The 20,325-nt window shown below is 54.1% G+C and carries 10 protein-coding genes; 1 reads left to right on the forward strand and 9 read right to left on the reverse strand.

Annotated elements, in window-relative coordinates; genetic code table 11:
* Positions 1 to 609 precede the first annotated feature (609 nt).
* From ACG2E4_RS09920 to ACG2E4_RS09955, 8 genes are all read right to left on the reverse strand, one after another.
* Entirely contained in the window at positions 610 to 9,285 is an 8,676-nt protein-coding gene (locus ACG2E4_RS09920) for a GH36-type glycosyl hydrolase domain-containing protein (RefSeq protein ID WP_395276442.1), read from the reverse strand.
* Positions 9,286 to 9,374: 89 nt separating this feature from the next.
* The gene (locus ACG2E4_RS09925) at positions 9,375 to 9,701 is read right to left on the reverse strand and encodes a DUF5335 family protein (protein ID WP_395261304.1); all 327 of its coding nucleotides are present in this window, start codon (positions 9,699 to 9,701) and stop codon (positions 9,375 to 9,377) included.
* Between the two features lie 76 nt (positions 9,702 to 9,777).
* A complete protein-coding gene (locus tag ACG2E4_RS09930) occupies positions 9,778 to 10,032 on the reverse strand; it encodes a hypothetical protein (RefSeq protein ID WP_395261305.1) in 255 nt (84 codons plus the stop codon).
* 704 nt (positions 10,033 to 10,736) lie between these two features.
* On the reverse strand, positions 10,737 to 13,235 hold the full coding sequence (locus tag ACG2E4_RS09935) for a heavy metal translocating P-type ATPase (RefSeq protein WP_395261306.1): 2,499 nt from the start codon (positions 13,233 to 13,235) through the stop codon (positions 10,737 to 10,739).
* A 295-nt stretch (positions 13,236 to 13,530) separates the two neighbouring features.
* Positions 13,531 to 14,106 carry an AraC family transcriptional regulator gene (locus ACG2E4_RS09940; protein WP_395261307.1) on the reverse strand — a complete coding sequence of 192 codons (576 nt, stop codon included), beginning with the start codon at positions 14,104 to 14,106 and terminating at the stop codon, positions 13,531 to 13,533.
* Between the two features lie 126 nt (positions 14,107 to 14,232).
* The gene (locus ACG2E4_RS09945; protein WP_395276443.1) at positions 14,233 to 14,862 is read right to left on the reverse strand and encodes a hypothetical protein; all 630 of its coding nucleotides are present in this window, start codon (positions 14,860 to 14,862) and stop codon (positions 14,233 to 14,235) included.
* Between the two features lie 560 nt (positions 14,863 to 15,422).
* Positions 15,423 to 16,973 (reverse strand): acyl-CoA carboxylase subunit beta, encoded by a 1,551-nt coding sequence (locus tag ACG2E4_RS09950; protein ID WP_395276444.1) that lies wholly within the window; start codon positions 16,971 to 16,973, stop codon positions 15,423 to 15,425.
* A 12-nt stretch (positions 16,974 to 16,985) separates the two neighbouring features.
* Entirely contained in the window at positions 16,986 to 18,650 is a 1,665-nt protein-coding gene (locus tag ACG2E4_RS09955) for a hypothetical protein (protein ID WP_395276445.1), read from the reverse strand.
* A 157-nt stretch (positions 18,651 to 18,807) separates the two neighbouring features.
* Between ACG2E4_RS09955 and ACG2E4_RS09960 the strand changes: the two genes are divergently transcribed.
* Positions 18,808 to 19,422 carry an ATP-binding cassette domain-containing protein gene (locus ACG2E4_RS09960; protein ID WP_395261311.1) on the forward strand — a complete coding sequence of 205 codons (615 nt, stop codon included), beginning with the start codon at positions 18,808 to 18,810 and terminating at the stop codon, positions 19,420 to 19,422.
* 414 nt (positions 19,423 to 19,836) lie between these two features.
* On the opposite strand, the gene ACG2E4_RS09965 is transcribed toward ACG2E4_RS09960, so the two are convergent.
* Positions 19,837 to 20,214 carry a co-chaperone GroES gene (locus ACG2E4_RS09965; protein WP_395261312.1) on the reverse strand — a complete coding sequence of 126 codons (378 nt, stop codon included), beginning with the start codon at positions 20,212 to 20,214 and terminating at the stop codon, positions 19,837 to 19,839.
* Positions 20,215 to 20,325 lie beyond the last annotated feature (111 nt).

A 20,325-nucleotide genomic window follows, 5' to 3' on the forward strand; every position in this document is an offset into this window, starting at 1 on the left:
GCTTTTAAGATTTTTGTTCTCCCCTGATCGATTTTCTTCAGACAGCTCCTGCCACGTGGTTGGCGTACTCAATCCTTTTTTTAAATTGCCTGTGGTAATTCATGGCTGCAGGGAGGCGATTCATCAGACACCTGCAGCAGGGAGATTTAACTTCTCCCGAATACTTCGTTTAAATCTATGTAATCCGGAACAGATCTTCTGTAGTATAAAAATTGTGCATGGATGTAAGTTTTTTCACTACAGCTGTTGGTGAGGAGTAGGGAATTATGAATGTAGATTGAAGAATACAGAATTTCGAAGGTGTGCCGAGATGAAGAACGCTGATTTTTCCCCCTTGTGGCAGTTATGATTGAAAAGCGAGTAGTGAGGTTCGAAGGGGGGGCAGGGGGAATGAGTAATGAAACATAAGGAATTTCGAACGTATCGAAGGGGAAGGTCATATTAACGAGCTACAGCAACATTCCGAGACCGGAAAAGTTTCAGCTTGACGAAGGAGGGGATAAAAATATAAATCAGTCTTTTCCGGTCTTCAATGGGGCGGAGATGGCAGTACGCTGCGCCCTTTCTTTTTTCACTTTATCCCCTGCCTCCATCGGCGGACCTGTCGGCTCAGGAATCCCGATCACCCGGAATAATTTTAAGCTTCACTTCGTGGTTCTTTCCATCCTTCCGCATTCGGAAGGAGAAAGAGTCTGACGGCGGCTCCCCCGGAGCGCCGTCCACGCTGCCGACAATGTTACCCTTTTCGAGGCCTTTTTTATTCAGGACATGAACCCGGTAACATGTTTCTCCATCCAGCTCTCTAATTCGAACCGAATACTCCCTCCACCCGGATGAAATTCGGGGAACGATCCTCACCCTGTTGCCATCACGGATATCGATTCCAAGTATCGATTCCACCAGTACCCGGTACATCCATCCCGCCGACCCGGTATACCAGGTCCAACCGCCCATCCCCGTAAGTGGCGGCTCGCCGTAGATATCCGCTGCAACCGCAAACGGTTCCACTTTATAACGCCTGGCCAGCTCATTGGATGAGGCGTGCCGCACCGGCGTCAGCATCCGCAGCAGTTCCACCGCCCGCTCTCCCCGGCCCAGCTCCGCCATCGCCCTGATCAGCCAGAGCGCCCCGTGCGTATATTGGCCGCCATTTTCCCTCACTCCGGGGATATAGCCCTTGATATATCCCGGATCCCGGCTCGTCTTGTCGAACGGCGGAGTCAGCAGCCGGATGATTCCCTCCTGTTGGGAGACCAGCAGCCGATCTGCCGCATCGATCGCCTGTTCAGCCTGCGTTCCGGGCGCTGCTCCAGATATCACCGACCACGCCTGGGCAATGGCATCGATCCTGCACTCCTCATTTTCAGAGGAGCCCAATGGTGTCCCGTCATCATAAAAAGCGCGCCGGTACCACTCCCCGTCCCACCCGTTGGTGTTGAGGTTGGTCTTCAACTCTCGCCGGTAGGAACGGTACCGTTCCGTGCGATCGCGATCTTTCATCATCCTGGTGACGGGTATAAAATCACCCAAAATTTTATAGAGAAAAAATCCCAGCCACACGCTCTCTCCCCTGCCCTCTTCACCAACGCGGTTCATCCCGTCGTTCCAGTCACCGGTACCGATCAGGGGAAGCCCGTTTTTACCGGTTGTCAGCGACCGATCGACTGCACGGCAGCAGTGCTCATACAGACTGCCGGTGCTTCCCGACGATTCCGGCACCAGGTAGGCTTCATCCTCACCCTCTTCGAGCCCCCGCGCTTTAAGAAACGGTACCTCCTCCTCAAGGATGGATCGATCACCGGTTCTTTGGAGATAGAGGGCTGTGATAAAGGGCAGCCACAGCAGGTCATCGGTGATACGGGACCGAATACCGCGGTCGGTGGGCGGGTGCCACCAGTGCAGCACATCCCCCTCGACAAACTGGTGGGCGGCATGCAGCAAAATTTGGTTGCGCGTCAACTCCGGATCCAGGTAGAGGGCCGCGCCGGAATCCTGCAGCTGATCCCGGAATCCAAAGGCGCCGCCCGACTGATAGAAGCCGGAGCGCGCCCATATCCGGCAGGCGATATTCTGGTACTGCAGCCAGCCGTTGGCCAGCAGATTCAGCTCCGGCACCGGCGTTTGAACCTGGATTCGGTCCAGCTTCTGCTGCCAGTATCCGCGGATCTCCTGCAAACTCGACTCCAGCACCGCTTTATCCCGGTATTTGTTAATCAGCGCTTTGGCCTGCTCTTCCGATTCCGCCTCTCCCACCAGGTAGCAGATCTCGACAGTGCTGCCGGACTCCAGAAAGAAGGTGGATTGCAGGGCTGCGCAGGGGTCTCCGGCCATCCCCTCACTCTCCCGCAGGCGCTCCCGGTTCGTTACGGCCAGCGGTTTGCACAAGTCGCCGTTGCGCCCGATAAACGCCTCCCGGTCCGCGGTATAGCTGTCATCGGCACTCTGCCCGAGGTACTGGGCAGCAAACGCCACGCGCCCGGCAAACTCGTTGTTATAGTGATTTTGAGCAAACACCGCCTGCAGCTCCCGGTCAATTCTGGTGAGTACATGTTTTGCCGACTGCTCCCGCTGTACCCCGAGCACCCAGTCCTGGTAGCGGAACATCGAAAGGTGCCGCCTTGCCAGGTCTGAATTGTGCAGCCGCACCTTCACGATTTTTACCGGGTCGTCCAGGGCAACCCACTTTGTTACCTGCTGGGAAAGGTTCATCACCTGGCTGCCCGTCGCCGTATACCCGAACCCGTGGCGGACGGTGTACTGCCGGCTGCCCGGCACCGGTCCCGGGGTCGGGCTCCAGAATAGCCTGTGCTCCTCATCCCTGATATAGATCGCCTCCCCCGACGGATCGGTGACCGCATCATTTGACCACGGGGTAAGGCGGTTTTCCCGGCTGTTTTGGCTCCAAGTATAGTCGGAGCCTCTCTCGGAGGTGATGAATCCAAATTCCGGGTTGGCGATGACGTTGATCCAGGGAGCCGGCGGGTACTGCAAGCGGCCAGTCTGCTCATCCGCGTTCAGTGTGATAACGTACGTTTTCCCATCCTCTGCAAACCCTCCGAACCCGTTATAAAACTGCAGCTCCTGTTCCAAAGACTGCCCGGCACGTTCCTCTCCCTGAAGGTCTACCGGCCGGTATTGCTCCACCCCCGATTTTTCGGCAACCGGATCGCTGGCCGAAAAATCAAGGTTTGCCAGTTTCCCGGTCAATACCGCCCCGGCTACGCTCTCCAGCAGTATCCGGTCCTGGTCCGGCAGGTCATCGCCGCGGAGCAGGAAGACGCCTCCCCGTTCATGCTGCCACTGGTTTGCCGCGGACGACTGAATGCGCTGCTGTATCGCCTGCTGCAGCTCATCCACGTAGGAGGGCGGGTGGTCGTTGATAATAACCAGGTCTACCTTGAACTGCTTGAGACGCCACAGGGAGTGTGCCTTCAGGAGTTGATCGATATACTTGAGATAATCGGTATCCGTGATGCTGTAGACGAGGATCGGCAGATCGCCCGAAATGCCGTAGGTCCAGAGCCCGGACTGGGTTTTGCGATTTTTGCGGAGGACCTGCTCCGGTGCTCTCAGACTCGGCTCGCCGTAGAGGAGTCCCCCGGCCAGCTTTTGAAAATAGTGGGCCCGCTGCCCGTCCAGCCCGATATGTTCGAGTTCCACACGGCCGTAAATGGAAGCCAGCTCAAACACCCGATCGGTGGCATAGGGGTTGTCGTAACGGTCGGCCATCGATACCGCTTCTTCGTGACTATCCACTTTGCCGAGCCCGAAGGTGACGCTTTTTTTCTCCCCGGGACCCAGTTCAATAACGCGCCGCATGCTCACGATGGGATCGGGCACGTTCCCGGTGGACCCACTCAGGCGGGCACCAGGGTCCATCACCTCCGGTTCAGCAAGATTTCGTCCCCGCCCCACAAATTTACCGCGGTCAGTCTCATACTGCAGCGGCTCCGGCAGGTTGTTGAGATCGTCGCTGGCCAGGGTGTGTACAAGCCAGGTCTCATTCTCCTCCTTACTCCGGGGTCGGCGCCTGGCAATGAGGGCGTGATGTTCAGGTACGTGGTCGGTCTGGACAAAAAGATTCGAAAAGGCGGGATGTGCTTCATCCGCCTGCCGGGTGTTGAGCACGACCTCTGCATAGCTCGTCAGCTCCAGCCGGCGGGACCGGTCCGAATAGTTGGTCAACGTAATTTTACGGAGCTCAATATCGTCATCCGGCGAAACGCAGACCTCCATAAACGATTCGATCCACTCGTCAACGCGGGCCGTCTGGACCTTTCCCTCGTGGAACCAGCTGTCATACCGGTCGGCCTCGCGCCTTACGGGCTGGTGTCCCATCGACCAGAAGTTGTGTGTTTCCAGGTCCTTGATATAAAAGAAAAAGCCGCAGGGATCCTGTACCCTGTCTGCTCTCCACCGGGTCAGGGCGGTATCCTGGTGCGTCGAATACCCCGTGCCGGCATGGGTGATAACCGTGCTGTGCCTGCCGTTGGAGAGGATATGCGTGCGTGGGGTGGTGTCGCCAAGCGCGTCCCGGCCGGCATGGTCCACCGCCGCCTCCAGCTTCTGCTCCTCTCCCGGCTCCAGTTCCACGTCGATCGGCCTGGGCTCCTTGATCGGCACTCCTTTGGGAATGCGCTCCTGCAACAGCAGTTCACAGGACTGCACAAGAGGATCGCGGTGAAAAAGCTCCTGTATGGCGTTGCCGTCCAGGGCGTTGGTGATGGCCAGAATCCCCATGCCCTGGTGATGAGCCATATACATTTTGATTACCAGCCGCTCCTCTCCCTGCTCCAGGCGCGAGGGGGTGTAGTCAACTGCCTCATAGAACCCATTCATCCCGTAGGCCCCCTTTTGGCGGAGCAGTTCAAGGTTATCCAGCGCCTCCCGCGGCCGCACCATCAGCGCCAGCATACTGGCGTAGGGAGCCACCACGTAGTCCTCTGCAAGTCCCCTGCGCAGGCCCAGTCCCGGGGCCCCGAATGCCCGGTACTGGTAATGCATCTCCAGGTTCAGCAGCCCGTAGGCACTTTCGGAGACGCCCCACGGGTAGCCACGATCGCGGTTTTCTCCATACTCCTTCTGCCACCGCACTACATTATCATAGGTAAGGCTGAGAAGCGTGTCATCATACCGGCTCATAAAAAGGAGGGGCATCAGGTATTCAAACATCGTGCCTCCCCAGGAGAGAAGAATCTCGTTTCGGTCGATACTGGTCAGGCGGCGGCTCAACCGGAACCAGTGCTCGGGCGGCACCTCCCCCTTGGCGATGGCAATATAGGAGGCCAGCCGCGCCTCGCTGGAAAGAAGGTCGTAGGTCCCCTTGTCGTTGGCAGCACGATCTGCGTTGTAACCGATACTGAACAATCCCCGTTTTTTGTTGTAGAGGATGCCAAAATCCATCTGCCGTACCATAGCCTCGCACCAACCGGCCAACTCATTCGCCCTCTCAAGCCAGCGGTCAACAGGCTCCACGCCTGCCAGGTCCCGTAAAAGGGGTCGTTCCCCGTCGTCAAACAGGCCGGGGTTGCGATCCCCTTCTTGCTGCAGGGCCGCCCGTACTGTACGGACCTCCCGGAGCTGGCTTTCAATTTGGACCAGGGGCCGGCCAAACCAGTCACGGATCTCATCAAACTCGATATCCTTTACCCTGTCGGAAAGGCTGTCGAGGTTCATTCCATGCAGCTTTTGTGCGGGCCTGGAGAGCTCCACCAGCTTCTTTTCCCAGGCCTCCGGGGTGCTGGGAACCGGTCTCTCCAGCGCTTGTTCAACCGTGCCGAGCAATCTCGTTATTTTCTGGTATGTATCGCTCTCCGCCTTGTTATGGCTGCAGCACTCCTCCGTGAGGTCGGAGAGCGTGTCGATCGTGTCTTTCAGCCCCTGCCAGAACGTCTCATTCGGCCATCGCCTGTCGGGCAGATCCAGGAGCGCCTGTTTCAGTACCAGCAGCGAACCAGCCAGGTTCCCGGAATCCACCGTCGAGATATAGCGTGGGTTGAGCACCTCTCCCAGCCTGGTGCTGTACCAGTTGTAGAAATGACCGTTATAGGTATCCAGCATCTTCATCGATCCCAGCGTATTGCCGACCCGGTCCAGGAAAGAAGAGACGTTCAGGTATCCAAACCCTAGGGCCGAGACCGTTGCGGCCAGGCCCAGCCCCATATTTGTGGGAGACGTCCGCCCCACTGCTCCTATATAGGGATCCTCCTGCACGTTGTCAGGCGGCAGCCAGGAGTGTTCTGCCGTCACGTACCGCTCAAAAAAGTGCCAGGTCCGACGAAGATAGCCGCGCAACTGCTGCTCGTCAGCCGCACTCAGCTGCCGTTTTACCGGTTCAAAGTCGTTACTTATATACCATCCCAGCAGGGGCGCCAGCAGCCACCCAACTCCAAAAGGAGCCGCCAGCAGCAGTATAGTCGGCTTAAAAAACCAGGCGGCGGCGATCACCAGCAGGGCCCACACCAGGTTTGGCATCATGGTCAGGTAGTAGCCCCGCAGTCCGCTGCCGGCCTGCTGTTCGGCATGCGAGGCGGAGGTCCACTCCAGCAGGTTTTTGTGGGAGACCGCCATTCTCCACAGGGTCCGCAGCACGGCATCCAGCGACAGGTAGGCCTGGTGCGGCATAAACAGCAGTGTAGTGACCGCCTGCACCGTATTTATTTTCAGGTCATCCCGAATCTTCTCAAGGTACAGTTTCCAGGCCACCCGCGGGGGGCGGTTGAAGATTTCAGTGGAGAAGCTCGAATAGATCGGGAACGCCATGATCCCGAGTACGGCCGCCGTCCACGCCATGGCCGCTCCCGGCAGGATGGTCCACCCTAGCAGCAGGAACAGGAGCAGCGCCGCCGGGTTGAGAGAGCGTCGCAGGTTGTCAAAAATCTTCCACTTTGATACGACGTTGATCGGATTGTGGTCTTTGCCGCTCTCGCCGGAAGAGGGGACCTTCCGGAACAGCCACTGCAAAATCTGCCAGTCGCCCCTTATCCAGCGGTGGTTCCGCTTCGAATAGCTCAGGTAGGTGGTCGGGTAGTCGTCAAAAAACTCGATGTCGCTCAACAGTGCCGCCCGCAGGTAGGTGCTCTCCAGCAGGTCGTGCGACAGCACTTTATTATCTGGAAACCGGCCGCCGAGCACCTCGTCAAACACCTCCACGTCATACAGCCCCTTGCCGGTAAAAACTCCTTCCCCAAAAAGGTCCTGATACACATCGGAGACGGCGGTGGTATAGGGATCGAGTCCGACGTTGCCGGAATAGATCTTTGCGAACCAGGTCTTGTTGGCCGACTTCGGGGGGATCGATATCCGCGGCTGGAAGATTCCATATCCCTTGACGACCCGTTCCCCCGACTCGTCCAGCCGGGCGTGGTTGAGCGGATGAGCCGCCGTGCGAATCATATCGACGGCACTGCCGGGCGGCAGCTTCGTGTCGGCATCCAGGGTGATGACATACCTCACAGGCGTTCCGGCAATCGACTCTTCAAACGTTTCCCCGATATGGGTATAGGTCGACTCCGCCCCGGGATTCAGCAGCAGTCGGTTAAACTCCTCCAGCTTTCCCCGCTTCCGCTCCCAGCCCATCCACGCATCCTCCTTTTCATTCCAGCACCGGCGGCGGTGCAGCAGGAAAAAACGGTCGCCGTACCGGCTGCCGGTGTGGCGTTCGTTAAGCTCACGGACCTCCCGGCGTGCCGCCTCCAAAATTGCGTCATCACCCGGCATCTTCTCCTGGGGAGCATCGGTAAAATCAGAAAGGATGGCGTACTGCAGTCCCTTGTTGGGATTGGCCAGCGCCCGAATTTCGAGCAATTCAAACTGCTCGCACACATCCTCGGGGGAGCTGAAGAGGGTCGGGACCACCACGATGGTCCGGTACTCGTCCGGCACGGTACCCTTGATATCCAGTTTGGGCAGGATGCGCGGCGGCAGCAGCAGCGTGAGAATCCGGTGGGTTGAGACGATCGACATATCCAGGGCGGGCAGTAGAGCCGCGGCAAGCGTAAGCAGCAGCAGCCAGAGCGGGGCCTGCAGGAAGCCGGTCACCCAGGTGGCGATTCCAAGCAGCACCAAAAAATGACCACCGATCATCATAAAATAGGCTGAGGCGTGCCGCCTCGCCCAGTCCCGCGCCCACTCATCGAACGGCGCCCGGTAGCCGATGCGCCGGGCGAGCTCACCGTACCCCTCATCCATCAGGTAGTAGCCGATATGGTTTTCTACCGGGTCTTCCTCCTCTTGCCCGTTCTCCCGATTTCGTTCTTCGGCCATCTCCAGCACCTTCTCCGCCACCTGCTGTTCCGAGAGTGAAGTGTGGGTGCTCAGCTTTTCGATCTTCTTGCGGTAGGTGTCGCGCGTCTGAAAATCCATCTGCCCGTAAAAGCCGGAGGGATCCAGCCGCAGGATACGCTCCACGACGGCGTTCTCCTCCACAAAGTCAGACCAGTCGGCCTCGGCGACGTCCCGCAACGAGCTTATCGCATTCTGGATGCTGAGGTGCATGCGCGAGGTCTCCTGCGCCTCGGTGCGAAGCTCCTCTTCAAGAGTGGTATTCCACCTGCCAAGCTTATAGTCGAACCAGCCCCGTTCCATGTCGGTAAGCATGCCGCTGTTTTGCAGACGGCGGGCCAGGGCGATCAACAGGGGCTTGCCATCCCTGCCGTCCACAAAGAGGGAGGCCAGCTTCCGCAGCAGGTAGCCGGGTTCCTCGGTCTCCTCCCCGCGAATCGCCTCTATTTCCTGGTCGGCCCGATTCTTTATCGCCCTCATTCGGAGCAGCTCTTCGGCCCGGTCGGAGAGGCGCAAAATGAGCGCCAGCCGTATCATGATCGGAACCGCCCACAGCTCTCCCAGCTTCAGGGTTTCCACCCTCTGAAATGCCTGGACCACGGTCTTCGCATTTTCCTGGTCTATCGTATTGTCACTGAGGACCGCCAGCTTGAATACCGGCTCATAGATCCTGGCAAATCCAGCGTACTCCCCGCTCTGCAGACGCGGCAATTTCTTGTAGTAGGAGACCGGCAGATCTTCCTTTAACTGGACAATCTGTTCCTGGATGATATAAAAATTATCAATCAGCCATTCCCCGGCTACCGACAGATCACGATTTTTGCGGGCGGCCCGCGCCAGCGCCCGGTAGGTTTTGGTAAGCGTCTCCCTGGATGATTTGAGCAGGGGAGCGATCGGCTGGAGCGGTCGTGCCTTGAGCGTTACGCGCTGTCCCCGGGCGATATTTTCAATTTCGTGCTCCAGGTGCAGCTTATTGTAATGCACCTGTGTTTCTTCGGGCATAGCTTGTCTCTTTCGTTTGCTTTAATCGCATTTGCGTTCTCGTTGCGCTTCTCCTGTTTCCCGTCTGTTATTCGATGCGCCGGCCGGAGCTACCGTATCTCAATGATATCTTTCGTTCCGTCGGCCTCGATAACTTCTATGGAAGTTACCCATCCGTCTTCTTCCTGGTCCACGTAGATCTCTTTGGGATGCAGGATCATCCGGTTCAGCCGCTCTACATTGATATCCAGAATATCATCCTTGGGATCGTAGCTGATCCCCTTTAGCGGCGACCAGCGGGTCTCCTGCTGCACCCCGATATCATTGGACATGACCCGAATTTCAGCATATTCAGGTTGCTTGTCTTTGAGGAATTTTTTGGAAAAGGTATCGAAGTAGACCATCCATTCTTTTTTGTCGATTTTTTTTACTGCCATCGTTGATCTCCGTTTTCTTTAAAGAGGGCTTTAGGTGAATTGATCCTTGGATTAACCATAAACCGGTACACGGGGACTACCTTTTGATCCTGATACCCAGGTCCACGTGACCGTGCAGGTCTTCCTGGTGGTGCTGGTGAAACGCGTTGGCGATGAAAAGCACGCACAGGCTGCCCACAAAGGAAAACAGCAGCCCGTCCCCGAATCCCAGTCCGATGGCGATGGATCCGACTGCCACTGCCCCCACGGTTCCCCATGTCAGGTTCGCGACGAGGCTACGCCCTTCTCGCTTTATGAAGTATGCGAAAATGTATCCGACTGTCAGTCCCATGGCTATGAACCAAAATATTGCTGTTGCACTGAGTGTCACCATAACTGCCTCCTGCTGCCGGGTTGAGGTTTATTTCATTACAAATGCCTGGCTTTTACGTCTCCTGCCTATTCCTTGTATGCTTAACGTAATGATAGCTATTCTTGTATAAACTGAAGTAGGGGATTTACCTATTTCTGCTGCCGGGGATTTGGAATAGTCTCCTGTTTCATGTTGGGATTTCTTTACGCCCGGTTCTGGGAACTCGAGTCCTTAAATTTCAAATTTTTATAGGGCAGAAAGTGAATTATAAATTTAGAATAAGGAGCAAGAGGACGGGGGGAAGTGCGGACCGTCCCCCTTTGTGGCGTTGTTTATTTGAAGAGCTTGAAGTGAAGTTTGGAGGAGATCCAGGGAAATGATTTTTTTCAGTCCTGAAACTACAAACCTGAGGCGAATTACCTCACCAAGATTTTTTTAGTCATTGTGCGGGCTAACCCGGATTTCTCGCCAAAAAATTGGTTTTTCAGCAAGGCGAAGGGCAAAGGGCCGCGCAGACGTACGTTGGTACGTTGAGCCAATGATTTGTCCTTCAACGCAGCTGAAAGGCCAATTTCGCAGCCTATTACAGGCTGTAATGATAATTTGGCAGTAAAAGATGGCGTAAGTTACTGCCATCCATGAAGTCACATGATTTTATCCAACATACTCGTGAGAAATCCGGGCTAATACTCCGGCTGGAGATCCACGTTGTTCAAGCGCCGTGAGTTGGTAACCACGTTGATGGAGCTAAACGCCATCGCGATCTCCGCCAGTACCGGGTGCAGCATGCCGAAGATGGCGAGTGGAATCATCACCACGTTGTAGAAAAACGCCCAGAACAGGTTCTGTTTGATTTTGGTAAACGTAGCGCGACTCAGTTTTATAGCCTTCACCACCGCGCTCAGGTCGCCCTGCACCAGCACAATGTCGCCCGCCTCAATCGCCACATCCGTTCCGGTTCCTATGGCGATCCCTACATGGGCGCGTGTCAGCGCCGGGGCATCGTTAATGCCGTCGCCGACCATCGCCACGACCTTGCCCTGTTGTTCAAGCTCAGCTATTCTATCGGATTTCTGATCGGGCAGCACCCCGGCAATCACCTTGTCAATGCCCACTTCTTTAGCTACTGCGCGGGCCGTTCGCTCGTTGTCGCCCGTAATCATCACCGGCGTCAGGCCGTACTTCTTGAACGTGGCAATCGCTTTCTTGCTGTCCCCTTTTATTTGGTCGGCCACCGCTATAATGCCGGCCAGCTGATCACCGACGCCGACCATCATCGCGGTTTTGGCCTGCTCTTCAAGGGATCTCATTTCCTCGCGTGCCGATTCACTCAATGTTATCCCGGATTCCTCCATCAATCCGGGAGTTCCGATCCACACCTGCTTTCCGTCAACCAACGCTTTAATGCCCTTACCGGTCACAGCCTCGAACCGTTCCGCATGCTCCAGCTGGCCGTTGTGCTGCCTGGCGTATTCCACAATCGCCTGGCCCAGCGGGTGCTCGGATCCGGTTTCCGCCGAACCGGCCATGTGAATCAGCTCATCTTTCCCCATTCCATTCAGTGAGATTACATCCGTAACACCGGGCTTGCCCTCAGTGATGGTGCCGGTTTTATCCAGCACAATGGTATCAACGTCCTTCATCATCTGGATCGCCTCCCCTTTGCGGATGAGCACGCCATTTTGAGCGCCCATGCCGGAACCGACCATCAGGGCCGTGGGCGTAGCCAGACCCAGCGCGCAGGGACAGGCAATCACCAGCACCGCGATAGCCGCGTAGAACGCCAGTGCCACCGCTCCCATTTCGGGATTAATCCACGGGATAAAGTCTGCCGCCCACGTGGCGATTTCCCCGAAAAAGCCGGGAAATACCAGCCAGGCTGCAAGGGTCAGCAGCGCCGTCCCGATCACCACGGGCACAAACACACCGGTAATGCGGTCGGCAAACTGCTGGATCGGTACCTTGGAACCCTGGGCTTCTTCCACCATGCGAATCACCTGGTTCAGGAAGGTGTCCTGCCCCAGCTTGGTGGCTCTCACTTTCAGCACGCCGTTCTTGTTGATGGTGGCGCCGATCACTTCATCGCCCGTACTCTTGTTGACCGGCATCGATTCGCCGGTGGCCAGCGACTCATCCACGCTGCTTTCACCCTCCACAACTTCTCCATCGGTCGGGATTTTTTCTCCAGGACGAATCACCATCAGGTCGCCGATCTGAAGTTCATTGACCGGTACCTTAACTTCTTCACCATCGCGCTCTATGGTTGCCTCTTTGGCTTCGAGCGTCAACAGCTTCTGTATCGCCTCAGAAGCGCGTCCCTTGGCTTTGGTCTCCACATAGCGACCGGTCAGGTGAAACGCCATGATCATGCCGGCAATTCCGGCAAAGCTGTGGAACCGGGGCGCCAGCCCAAATTGATGCAGCAAGGTTACCACTCCCGTTGAGAGCGCGGCCAGCGTACCCATCGCAATGAGCACGTCCATGTTGGGCGTCCGGTTGCTGGCCGACTTCCACGCGCTTTTCATCGTTTCCCGGCCGGGTCCAAACATCACAAATGCCGAAAGCCCCAGCATGCCGATCTCCATGCCCAGGTGTCCCAGGAAGGCGTATCCCCAGATCATCTCGGGCAGCATCCACAGGATGATCGGGATCGTCGCCGCCCACGACCACCACATACGGGACTGGGCCTCGTCCACCTTCTTCTGCTCGCGCTCCAGCTTTGAATCGGCTTTATCCTGAGGAGACTCTGCCTCTTCCCTGAGCAACGTATAGCCGGCCCGCTCAACGGCCTCTGCGAAATCGTCCAACGTTACTGAGGCCTTTCGATATGTCACCTTGGCGCTTTCGGTAGCCAGGTTTACATTCGCCTCTTCCACTCCCTCCAGCGCCGCCAGCTGCGTCCCCACCGAATTTACACAGCTGGCGCAGTGCATGCCGTCGATTTTCAGGGTCTGGGTGACCAGGTCCGGCTCTACCACCTCATAACCCGCATCGGCGACCGCCTTTTTCAGATCATCACGGCTCACCCTTTCGGCGTCATATTCCACCGCAGCCGATTCACTGGCCAGGTTAACGGTGGCACCTTCTACGCCATCCAGCTTGTTAAGATTGGTTTCCACATTGTTCACGCAGCTGGCACAGTGCATGCCTTCAATTTGAAGGGTCTCTTTGGTCGTTGTCATATCGTAATCTCTTTCAGTTGAGCATTTTTCAAAATCTGTTCCAGTATAAAAAAGAGACGGAGTTGATCCGTTATAATTTTGTTGGGGATGGTTACAGAATTTTTACTGGTAAGCAGTACCATTGCAGAACAGCGGGGTAATACAATTTATTAATCATACTAAAAATCCGGGGAACAACTTTCTTCAATGTTCTTTTCATGCTTGGAAGCGCAGCAGAAATCCGGCTCCTATCTTCAATTGCTAATTTGTACCGCTGGTCCGATATATTTACCAGGCAGCATTGCCACCCAGGATTTCATTCAATAGAATCCAGAGATTTTCGGAAACTATTACTGGCTTTTTTGTAGTCGGTGACTGACATTCCGGTGACTTGCCGGAACTGGTTGGAGAGGTACTGCACGCTGCTGTAGTTAAGCCGCCAGGCGATCTCGCTGAGGGTGTGTTCATCATACGAGAGCAGTTCCTTGACGCGCTCAATCTTCAGGTGGATCAGGTACTTTTCAATGGTAGTATCCTCCTCCCCGGAAAACAGCTTGCTCAGGGATGCGTAATTCCGGTGTATCTTTTCCGACAGGTACTCCGAAATTTTGGGGACCTCCTGCTCGGCTTCCAGCTCTTTTACGTAGTTGATCAGGTGAGTTTTGATCTGTTCCACCTTCTGCTGTTCCCGTCCCTTGAGGAGTTCAAACCCCAACTTATTGAGTGCCTTTTCCACCTCTTGCTCGTCAATGTCCTCATTCTGCTCAACCACTGCTTTCCCCAGTTCGACATTCCGTACCTCAATGCCCAGGTTTTCAAATGCATTCTGCACCGCCATCACGCAACGGGGGCACACCATGTTTTTGATGTAATATTGATTTGTACTTGCCATAGGTAATTTTCTGTGCGCTAGTCAGTGCTATGAATCTCAAAATATATTAATGCAGCAATCGCTTATTCTGTTCCCAAGCAACCGTTAAATAGGTATGTTTTTCATTTTTTTCCACCGGGGGGATGACTAAAACAGGGGTTTATTCCGTATAATTTTCAGGATCAGTTTGTAGAGCTGCTCCTTGTGATTGTTGTATCGAAATTCGCACTCCTTGAGATGCAGGCGGTAGGTGGAAAGGTGAAGCCCCTTAAACTTTTCCAGACGCGACTGGGCAAATCCCCAGAATCCCTCCATGCGCCGGAATTTTCGCGCCTGCTGTTGATGGCGGGTTTCACTGCAAAGGTATATTCTGCGTTTTTGGATTGGGTCAATCACCATTTTAAATTCCTGGATCGAAACGCCGGATAAATACCACTTGAGGGAAGTATGATCAACCCCGGACCGGATCTTTTGCACTTCCTCCGGCTTCAATATATCCGCAAACACCTGCCGCTCATGTTCTCTGAGTCCGACCAGTTTAAACTTGGGGGGTGCACTGTTCAGATCGCTCCGGGATGAAAATACAAGGGGCTCCGTAACGGAACAATACTCCGCGATTCGCTGCCGGATCCCTTTCAAATATCGGTTTACGGTATTCCGGTTCAGGTCCGTCAATTCCGCAATCTGTATTGCCGTTAAATCCATTGAAAAAAGGCGGACTATTTCTCTGAATTTGGCTTCTGAAATTTTTGAACGGTTTACGTACTTGTTATTCATTGACGCACAAACAGTTATAGACTTTTCCTTATTGTTAACTAGTCAAGACCCTCTGATTCCGCCTCACGCCGAAGCAGAAGGCAGCCACAACCCTTCTATTTAGAACAAGTCTAAATTACATGATCGCCATCTATTTAAACACAGTCTAAATTAAAATCAAATTCTGTATGTGCGTTTTTTCTTTTTTCGGGGCTTATCTCGGTAATTTAGTTGCAGGCGCTAGGATCAGTGGTTCAACAGTGTTTATGACTGAGCAAGTAAGAGATTCAGCGTATCCCGGGGCAGGGATAGGCAATTCGGGCTGGATGTACTGGTGAAACGCCCGGCACTTTCCGGAGCGGTGATTATGAGGTGGGTCGTCACACGGCCAAAATGTCCTGGTAGCCCCTTCCTTCAGCATAGATGTACTTTTAAAAAGGGACCTTTGCAGAACCTGCTCTCTTGTTAGGGGGGGTACCACCGACCGTATTGACCTTTAATCGGGAGTACAACTCCCTCAGAAGAGGAATTGAGTGTTTTGAAAAGCCCTCTGAAAAATCTCGTTAAATTACAGGCAGATACTATAACGGCAGGTTGTCATGTTTTTTCTGGGGAATGGAATCGACCTTGTTTTCCGAAAATTCCATCGCCCTGATCAATCGTTTACGTGTCTCGCGGGGAAGTATCACATCATCCAGGTAGCCCCGTTCGGCAGCTTTATAGGGATGGGCAAACTGCTCCTTGTAATAGTCAACCAGTTCCTTTTCTTTGGCCTCCGGATCATCGGCATTCTTTATCTCTCTGCGAAAAATTATTTCCACTGCTCCCTTGGGTCCCATAACTGCAATCTCGGCCGTTGGCCAGGCTACATTAAAGTCGGCCCGGATATGTTTTGAATTCATCACATCGTACGCTCCCCCATAGCCTTTACGCGTGATAACCGTCATCTTGGGGACCGTCGCCTCACAAAAAGCATATAACAGCTTGGCCCCGTGTTTGATAATGCCTCCCCACTCCTGGTCGGTTCCCGGAAGAAATCCCGGGACATCTTCAAACACCAGCAACGGGATATTGAATGCGTCGCAAAAACGGACAAAGCGAGCACCTTTCAGGGAAGCATCGATATCGAGCACGCCGGCCAGTGACAGCGGCTGGTTGGCTACCACCCCGATACTGCGCCCGTCTAGGTGGGCAAAACCTACGACAATGTTGTCGGCGTAGTGTTGATGGACCTCCATGAATGAGTCGCGATCCACAATCCCCTCGATCACCTCTTTTATATCGTACGGTTTGTTCGGGTTGTCGGGGACGATTGTATCCAGCTTCTTTTCTTTTGCCGGGTCCGGTTCCCTGGACTTTTGGCGGGGTGGTTTCTCCTCGCAATTCAGCGGTACATAATCCATGATGCGGCGGATATTCTTCAGGCACACGGCATCGTTTTCCTCTGAAAAATGGGCGACACCCGATTTTGTGCTGTGGGCACTGGCTCCCCCCAGCTCTTCGGAGCTAACCTCTTCGTGCGTTACGGTCTTCACCACATTCGGACCGGTGACGAACATGTAACTGGTGTTTTTCACCATAAACACAAAGTCGGTGAGCGCAGGGCTGTAGACCGCTCCACCGGCGCAGGGTCCCATAACGGCCGAAATCTGTGGAATGACCCCGGAAGCCATGCTGTTGCGCCAAAACACTTCCGCATATCCCCCGAGTGAAGACACGCCCTCCTGGATACGCGCTCCTCCCGAGTCATTGAGCCCGATGACCGGAATCCCGTTCTTCATCGCCAGGTCCATCACTTTGCAGATCTTCTCGGCATGTGTCTCAGAAAGTGAGCCTCCAAAAACCGTGAAATCCTGGCTAAACACGTAGACAGGCCGCCCCTTGATTTTTCCCTGGCCGGTCACAACTCCATCGCCCGGTATCTTCTTTTTGTCCAGGCCGAACTCGGTACTGCGGTGCGTGACAAAGGCGTCGATCTCGTCAAACGAGTCCTCGTCGAGCAGCAAGTCGATCCGTTCTCGGGCGGTCAACTTTCCCTTGTCGTGCTGTTTTTGTATCCGCTTTTCGCCGCCCCCCTTTTTTGCCTCTTTGCGTCGTTGATTCAGCTCTTCGACTTTTTCGTGTTTGCCCATTACATCCGTCTGCTAATTCTGATTCAAGATTTCAATAAAATAGTTGTGCAGGCTGTCGGTGAAGTCAACCGCCACCTCGGAGTACATATCCACCAGGTTCCGATTAAAAATCTCTTTTTCAATAAACTGGCTGGCGTTTCGCCAGTTGTCCTTTCTCGACAACTCTTTCAACGCCTCTTCATACGCTTTTTCCGATCCCCTGAAAATCTCCTCTACAAACCGTGAGCGGTCGGGGCGGAGCATCCTTTTCAGCTGTTTAAGCTCCTCGGTGTCCATCTCATTATCGGTGGTAAAATCGACGAGGGGTTCACTCTGAACCCGGCCCGTATCATCTTCAGAATTCTCTTTTCCGCGTTCCAAATACACCTCGGACTGCTCCTCTTCAGGATCCAGGAAACGGAGCCACATCGGTTGTTCCTCCTCTTCCTCATCAAGGTGCTCCTCCCTTTCTTCTGCCGGTTTGCCGGACTCCGCGGGTTCTTTCGGAACTTCTGGTTCTTCCGGTTTTTCTGCCGTACCGGTCGGTTCGTCCTGCTGCTCTTTTTTCTCGCGCTCTTCCGGTTGAAATACCCGGGGTGCCGGCTCATTCTCTTCTTCTGCGGGAGGCTCGCTCCATACAAGCTTCACAGGTTCGCTCCCGGCATCTTCATCCGGGTCTCCCGCATCAGCAAACAGCTGGTTCAGGGCGTTCTCCGCTTCTTCATCCTCCTCTTCCTCCATCTCCTCAAACTCTACATCGGTCTCCTCTTCACGATACAGTGTATTGATGGATGCAGCAGCATTATCATCCTCGCCTGTCTCCTCCTGCTCTATACCTGATTCAGCCGGGCGATAATCCTCTTGTTCGCCGGCCTCTTGATTGTCTTTCTCCACCGGTTTCACCAGTCCCTCCCACCCGGTTGATATATTCGATTTCCCGGAAATCTGAAGGAAAAATTCATTTTGCTCATCCTCTCCCGGGAGATCTGGCGTGGAAAGCTGTTCGATAAGCTCCGAACGGTTCAGGGATCGGTTCATATTATCAAATTGACGTGCAATGCGCGGCATGCGTTTATCCTCGAAAAACATCCGCAACAGGCTGGAATCGATCTCCTCTCCCATCAGTAAAAAGAGCGGCTCCAGCATCTGGGCCCAATTCAGCGACGTGTACCGGGCGGTCAGCTTTTCATCGGCCTGGATTATCAGTTTCCGGCACTGTTCTTTGGAGAGCTCAATATATCCCTTCCGCTCCATATACCGGGGAATAAGCGATGCGAAATGGCGGTAAACCACGATACTGTCCATTCTCTCTGCCACTTCTTCGTAATCAAGCATTTCAGCAGCTCCAAAAATCACATCCGGCAAGTTTCTTCGGGGCTGGACCAGGATCTCCAGGATATCGCTTATCGCCGTTTCCAGCACCGGGCTGGCGTAGCTGGCGGGCAACCGCGCCTGTGTCCTGATGACCTCAACAAACTGTTTCCATGCGTGCTGTACGGTATCGGACTCCATCTCGGCCCACTCCGTTTCGGGCAGAACAATAGATTCAGCAAGGTTGCGCTGCAGCTCCACCTCCACCCGCTTTACGACGAACCGGGGCCAGCCGCTCTCGCGCAGATCACTCAGGCTGTAGGAATCCGCCTCTTCAGGGAGCAGGTTGACAAGCCGTTGGGTAATATGTTTTATCGTTTGATCCATAAAACCAAGTTTGAAATATATAGTCTCAACAGAGGTAACACAACCATATTTACCTCTCATCTACCAGGATATTCAGCTGTTGAAAACGAGCACATACACCGCCGGATTTTCAATATTTGTGATTTGGGATTTATCTCTGCCTTGTTACCTTTGATGCATGTTTTCAGTAGAAGTACATAACCTGTCCAAGCGTTACGGGGCCACGAGAGTGCTCGAGAATCTTTCGTTCTCATTCGAACCAGGTATAACAGGCATTGGGGGCTCCAACGGGTCCGGCAAATCCACGTTGCTGAAGTGCCTGGCCGGGCTGCTGAATCCCACTACCGGAACCATTACCTGGAAAAATGGAACGACTCCACTTGCCAATGACGTCTTCCGATCTCATCTCGGTTACGTTGCGCCGTATATCAATCTCTACCACGAGCTGAGCGTCCGGGAAAATATGGAGCTCATTTTAAAGCTTCGGAAAAAAAACTATTCCCCGGCACAGCAAAAAGAGCTCTGGGAACGGTTGCAACTTGCGGGTTTGACTGACAAGCCGTTCGGAGATCTTTCAACCGGCCAGCAGCAACGGGCACGGCTGGCATCTACTCTCAGCTATCACCCCTCCATCCTTTTCCTGGATGAACCCGGGGCTAATCTTGACAAGCAGGGCCGGGCAACCATCCGGCAGATCCTGGACAACTTCCGGGACGAACAAAAAATCGTGTTACTGGCGTCAAATAATCCCTCCGAGCTGGACCTTGCAGATCAAATTTTTTCCGTAGAATAAGCGCGTCAAATCCGTTACGAATCATCTCGTTTTACCTGCTCTCCCCTGCAGCATTCTTCTACATTAATACCGCAGTTCGCACACTGTCCGTGGCCGTGCACCCAGATCAACGGTGCCTCAGATCCACAATATGTACATCTTCCATGCCCTGCAGGTCTACAGTTGTTTGTGCCCACTCGCTGTTTTCTGTTTGGTTGCTCTGGCCTATTCAACGTTTTCCACTTCCATTTCTTATTCAAAATTCAGGCCCAACATTGTGCAGTGGTACTACCGCCACAACCTGCTTCCACCAATTCCAAATCTGTAAGCCTGTCCGCGTAATGCTTTGCTCCCCAAAAGGGACAACAAAAACACAGCCAGGTTTAATATAAGCAGCAACTTAACAACTTCTTCATCAAAAACAATACCCCTGGATCACCGGATCTCCATATCCTCCCTGATCAACAGCAGGATCGCCCCGTGGGGCACAATAATATATTTCTCATTTTCGAACTCAATTTCATGAGACTGCCCCTTTAAATAGATCGCCAGGTCTCCCTCCGCCGCCTGCATGCCGATATAGCGGGTTTCGCTGTTATCCTCTTTCCAGGGTTCGTCCAGTTCCTGTGAAGGGATGGGATATCCCGGTCCCGTTTTTATCACGTACCCGCTCTGGATATCCTCTTTCTCCTGTACCGTTGCCGGCAGTACGAGACCGCTCTTGGTCCGCGCTTCCATCTCACGAGGCTTGATTAAGACTCTGTCGCCAACTACAATAAATTTATCTACCGAATTGAGATAATCCTGAATCATATTGATGATTGCTCTTTTAGATCTTACTTAAAAACGTATTTTGATTAAACTTGTATATGTAATTTTCCGTTTCATATAACCCAGGGTACCGTTCCTGGCATACATGATCTT

The organism is Halalkalibaculum sp. DA384, from assembly GCF_043951955.1.
GTDB lineage: Bacteria > Bacteroidota > Rhodothermia > Balneolales > Balneolaceae > JAMQKA01.

Excerpts from the sequence above, each read along its gene's own strand:
- ACG2E4_RS09925 (WP_395261304.1), bottom strand. The coding sequence starts at position 9,701 with ATGGCAGTAAAAAAAATCGACAAAAAAGAATGGATGGTCTACTTCGAT.
- ACG2E4_RS09945 (WP_395276443.1), bottom strand. The coding sequence starts at position 14,862 with ATGAATAACAAGTACGTAAACCGTTCAAAAATTTCAGAAGCCAAATTC.
- ACG2E4_RS09960 (WP_395261311.1), top strand. The coding sequence starts at position 18,808 with ATGTTTTCAGTAGAAGTACATAACCTGTCCAAGCGTTACGGGGCCACG.
- ACG2E4_RS09935 (WP_395261306.1), bottom strand. The coding sequence starts at position 13,235 with ATGACAACGACCAAAGAGACCCTTCAAATTGAAGGCATGCACTGTGCC.
- ACG2E4_RS09940 (WP_395261307.1), bottom strand. The coding sequence starts at position 14,106 with ATGGCAAGTACAAATCAATATTACATCAAAAACATGGTGTGCCCCCGT.
- ACG2E4_RS09965 (WP_395261312.1), bottom strand. The coding sequence starts at position 20,214 with ATGATTCAGGATTATCTCAATTCGGTAGATAAATTTATTGTAGTTGGC.
- ACG2E4_RS09930 (WP_395261305.1), bottom strand. The coding sequence starts at position 10,032 with ATGGGACTGACAGTCGGATACATTTTCGCATACTTCATAAAGCGAGAA.
- ACG2E4_RS09950 (WP_395276444.1), bottom strand. The coding sequence starts at position 16,973 with ATGGGCAAACACGAAAAAGTCGAAGAGCTGAATCAACGACGCAAAGAG.
- ACG2E4_RS09920 (WP_395276442.1), bottom strand. The coding sequence starts at position 9,285 with ATGCCCGAAGAAACACAGGTGCATTACAATAAGCTGCACCTGGAGCAC.
- ACG2E4_RS09955 (WP_395276445.1), bottom strand. The coding sequence starts at position 18,650 with ATGGATCAAACGATAAAACATATTACCCAACGGCTTGTCAACCTGCTC.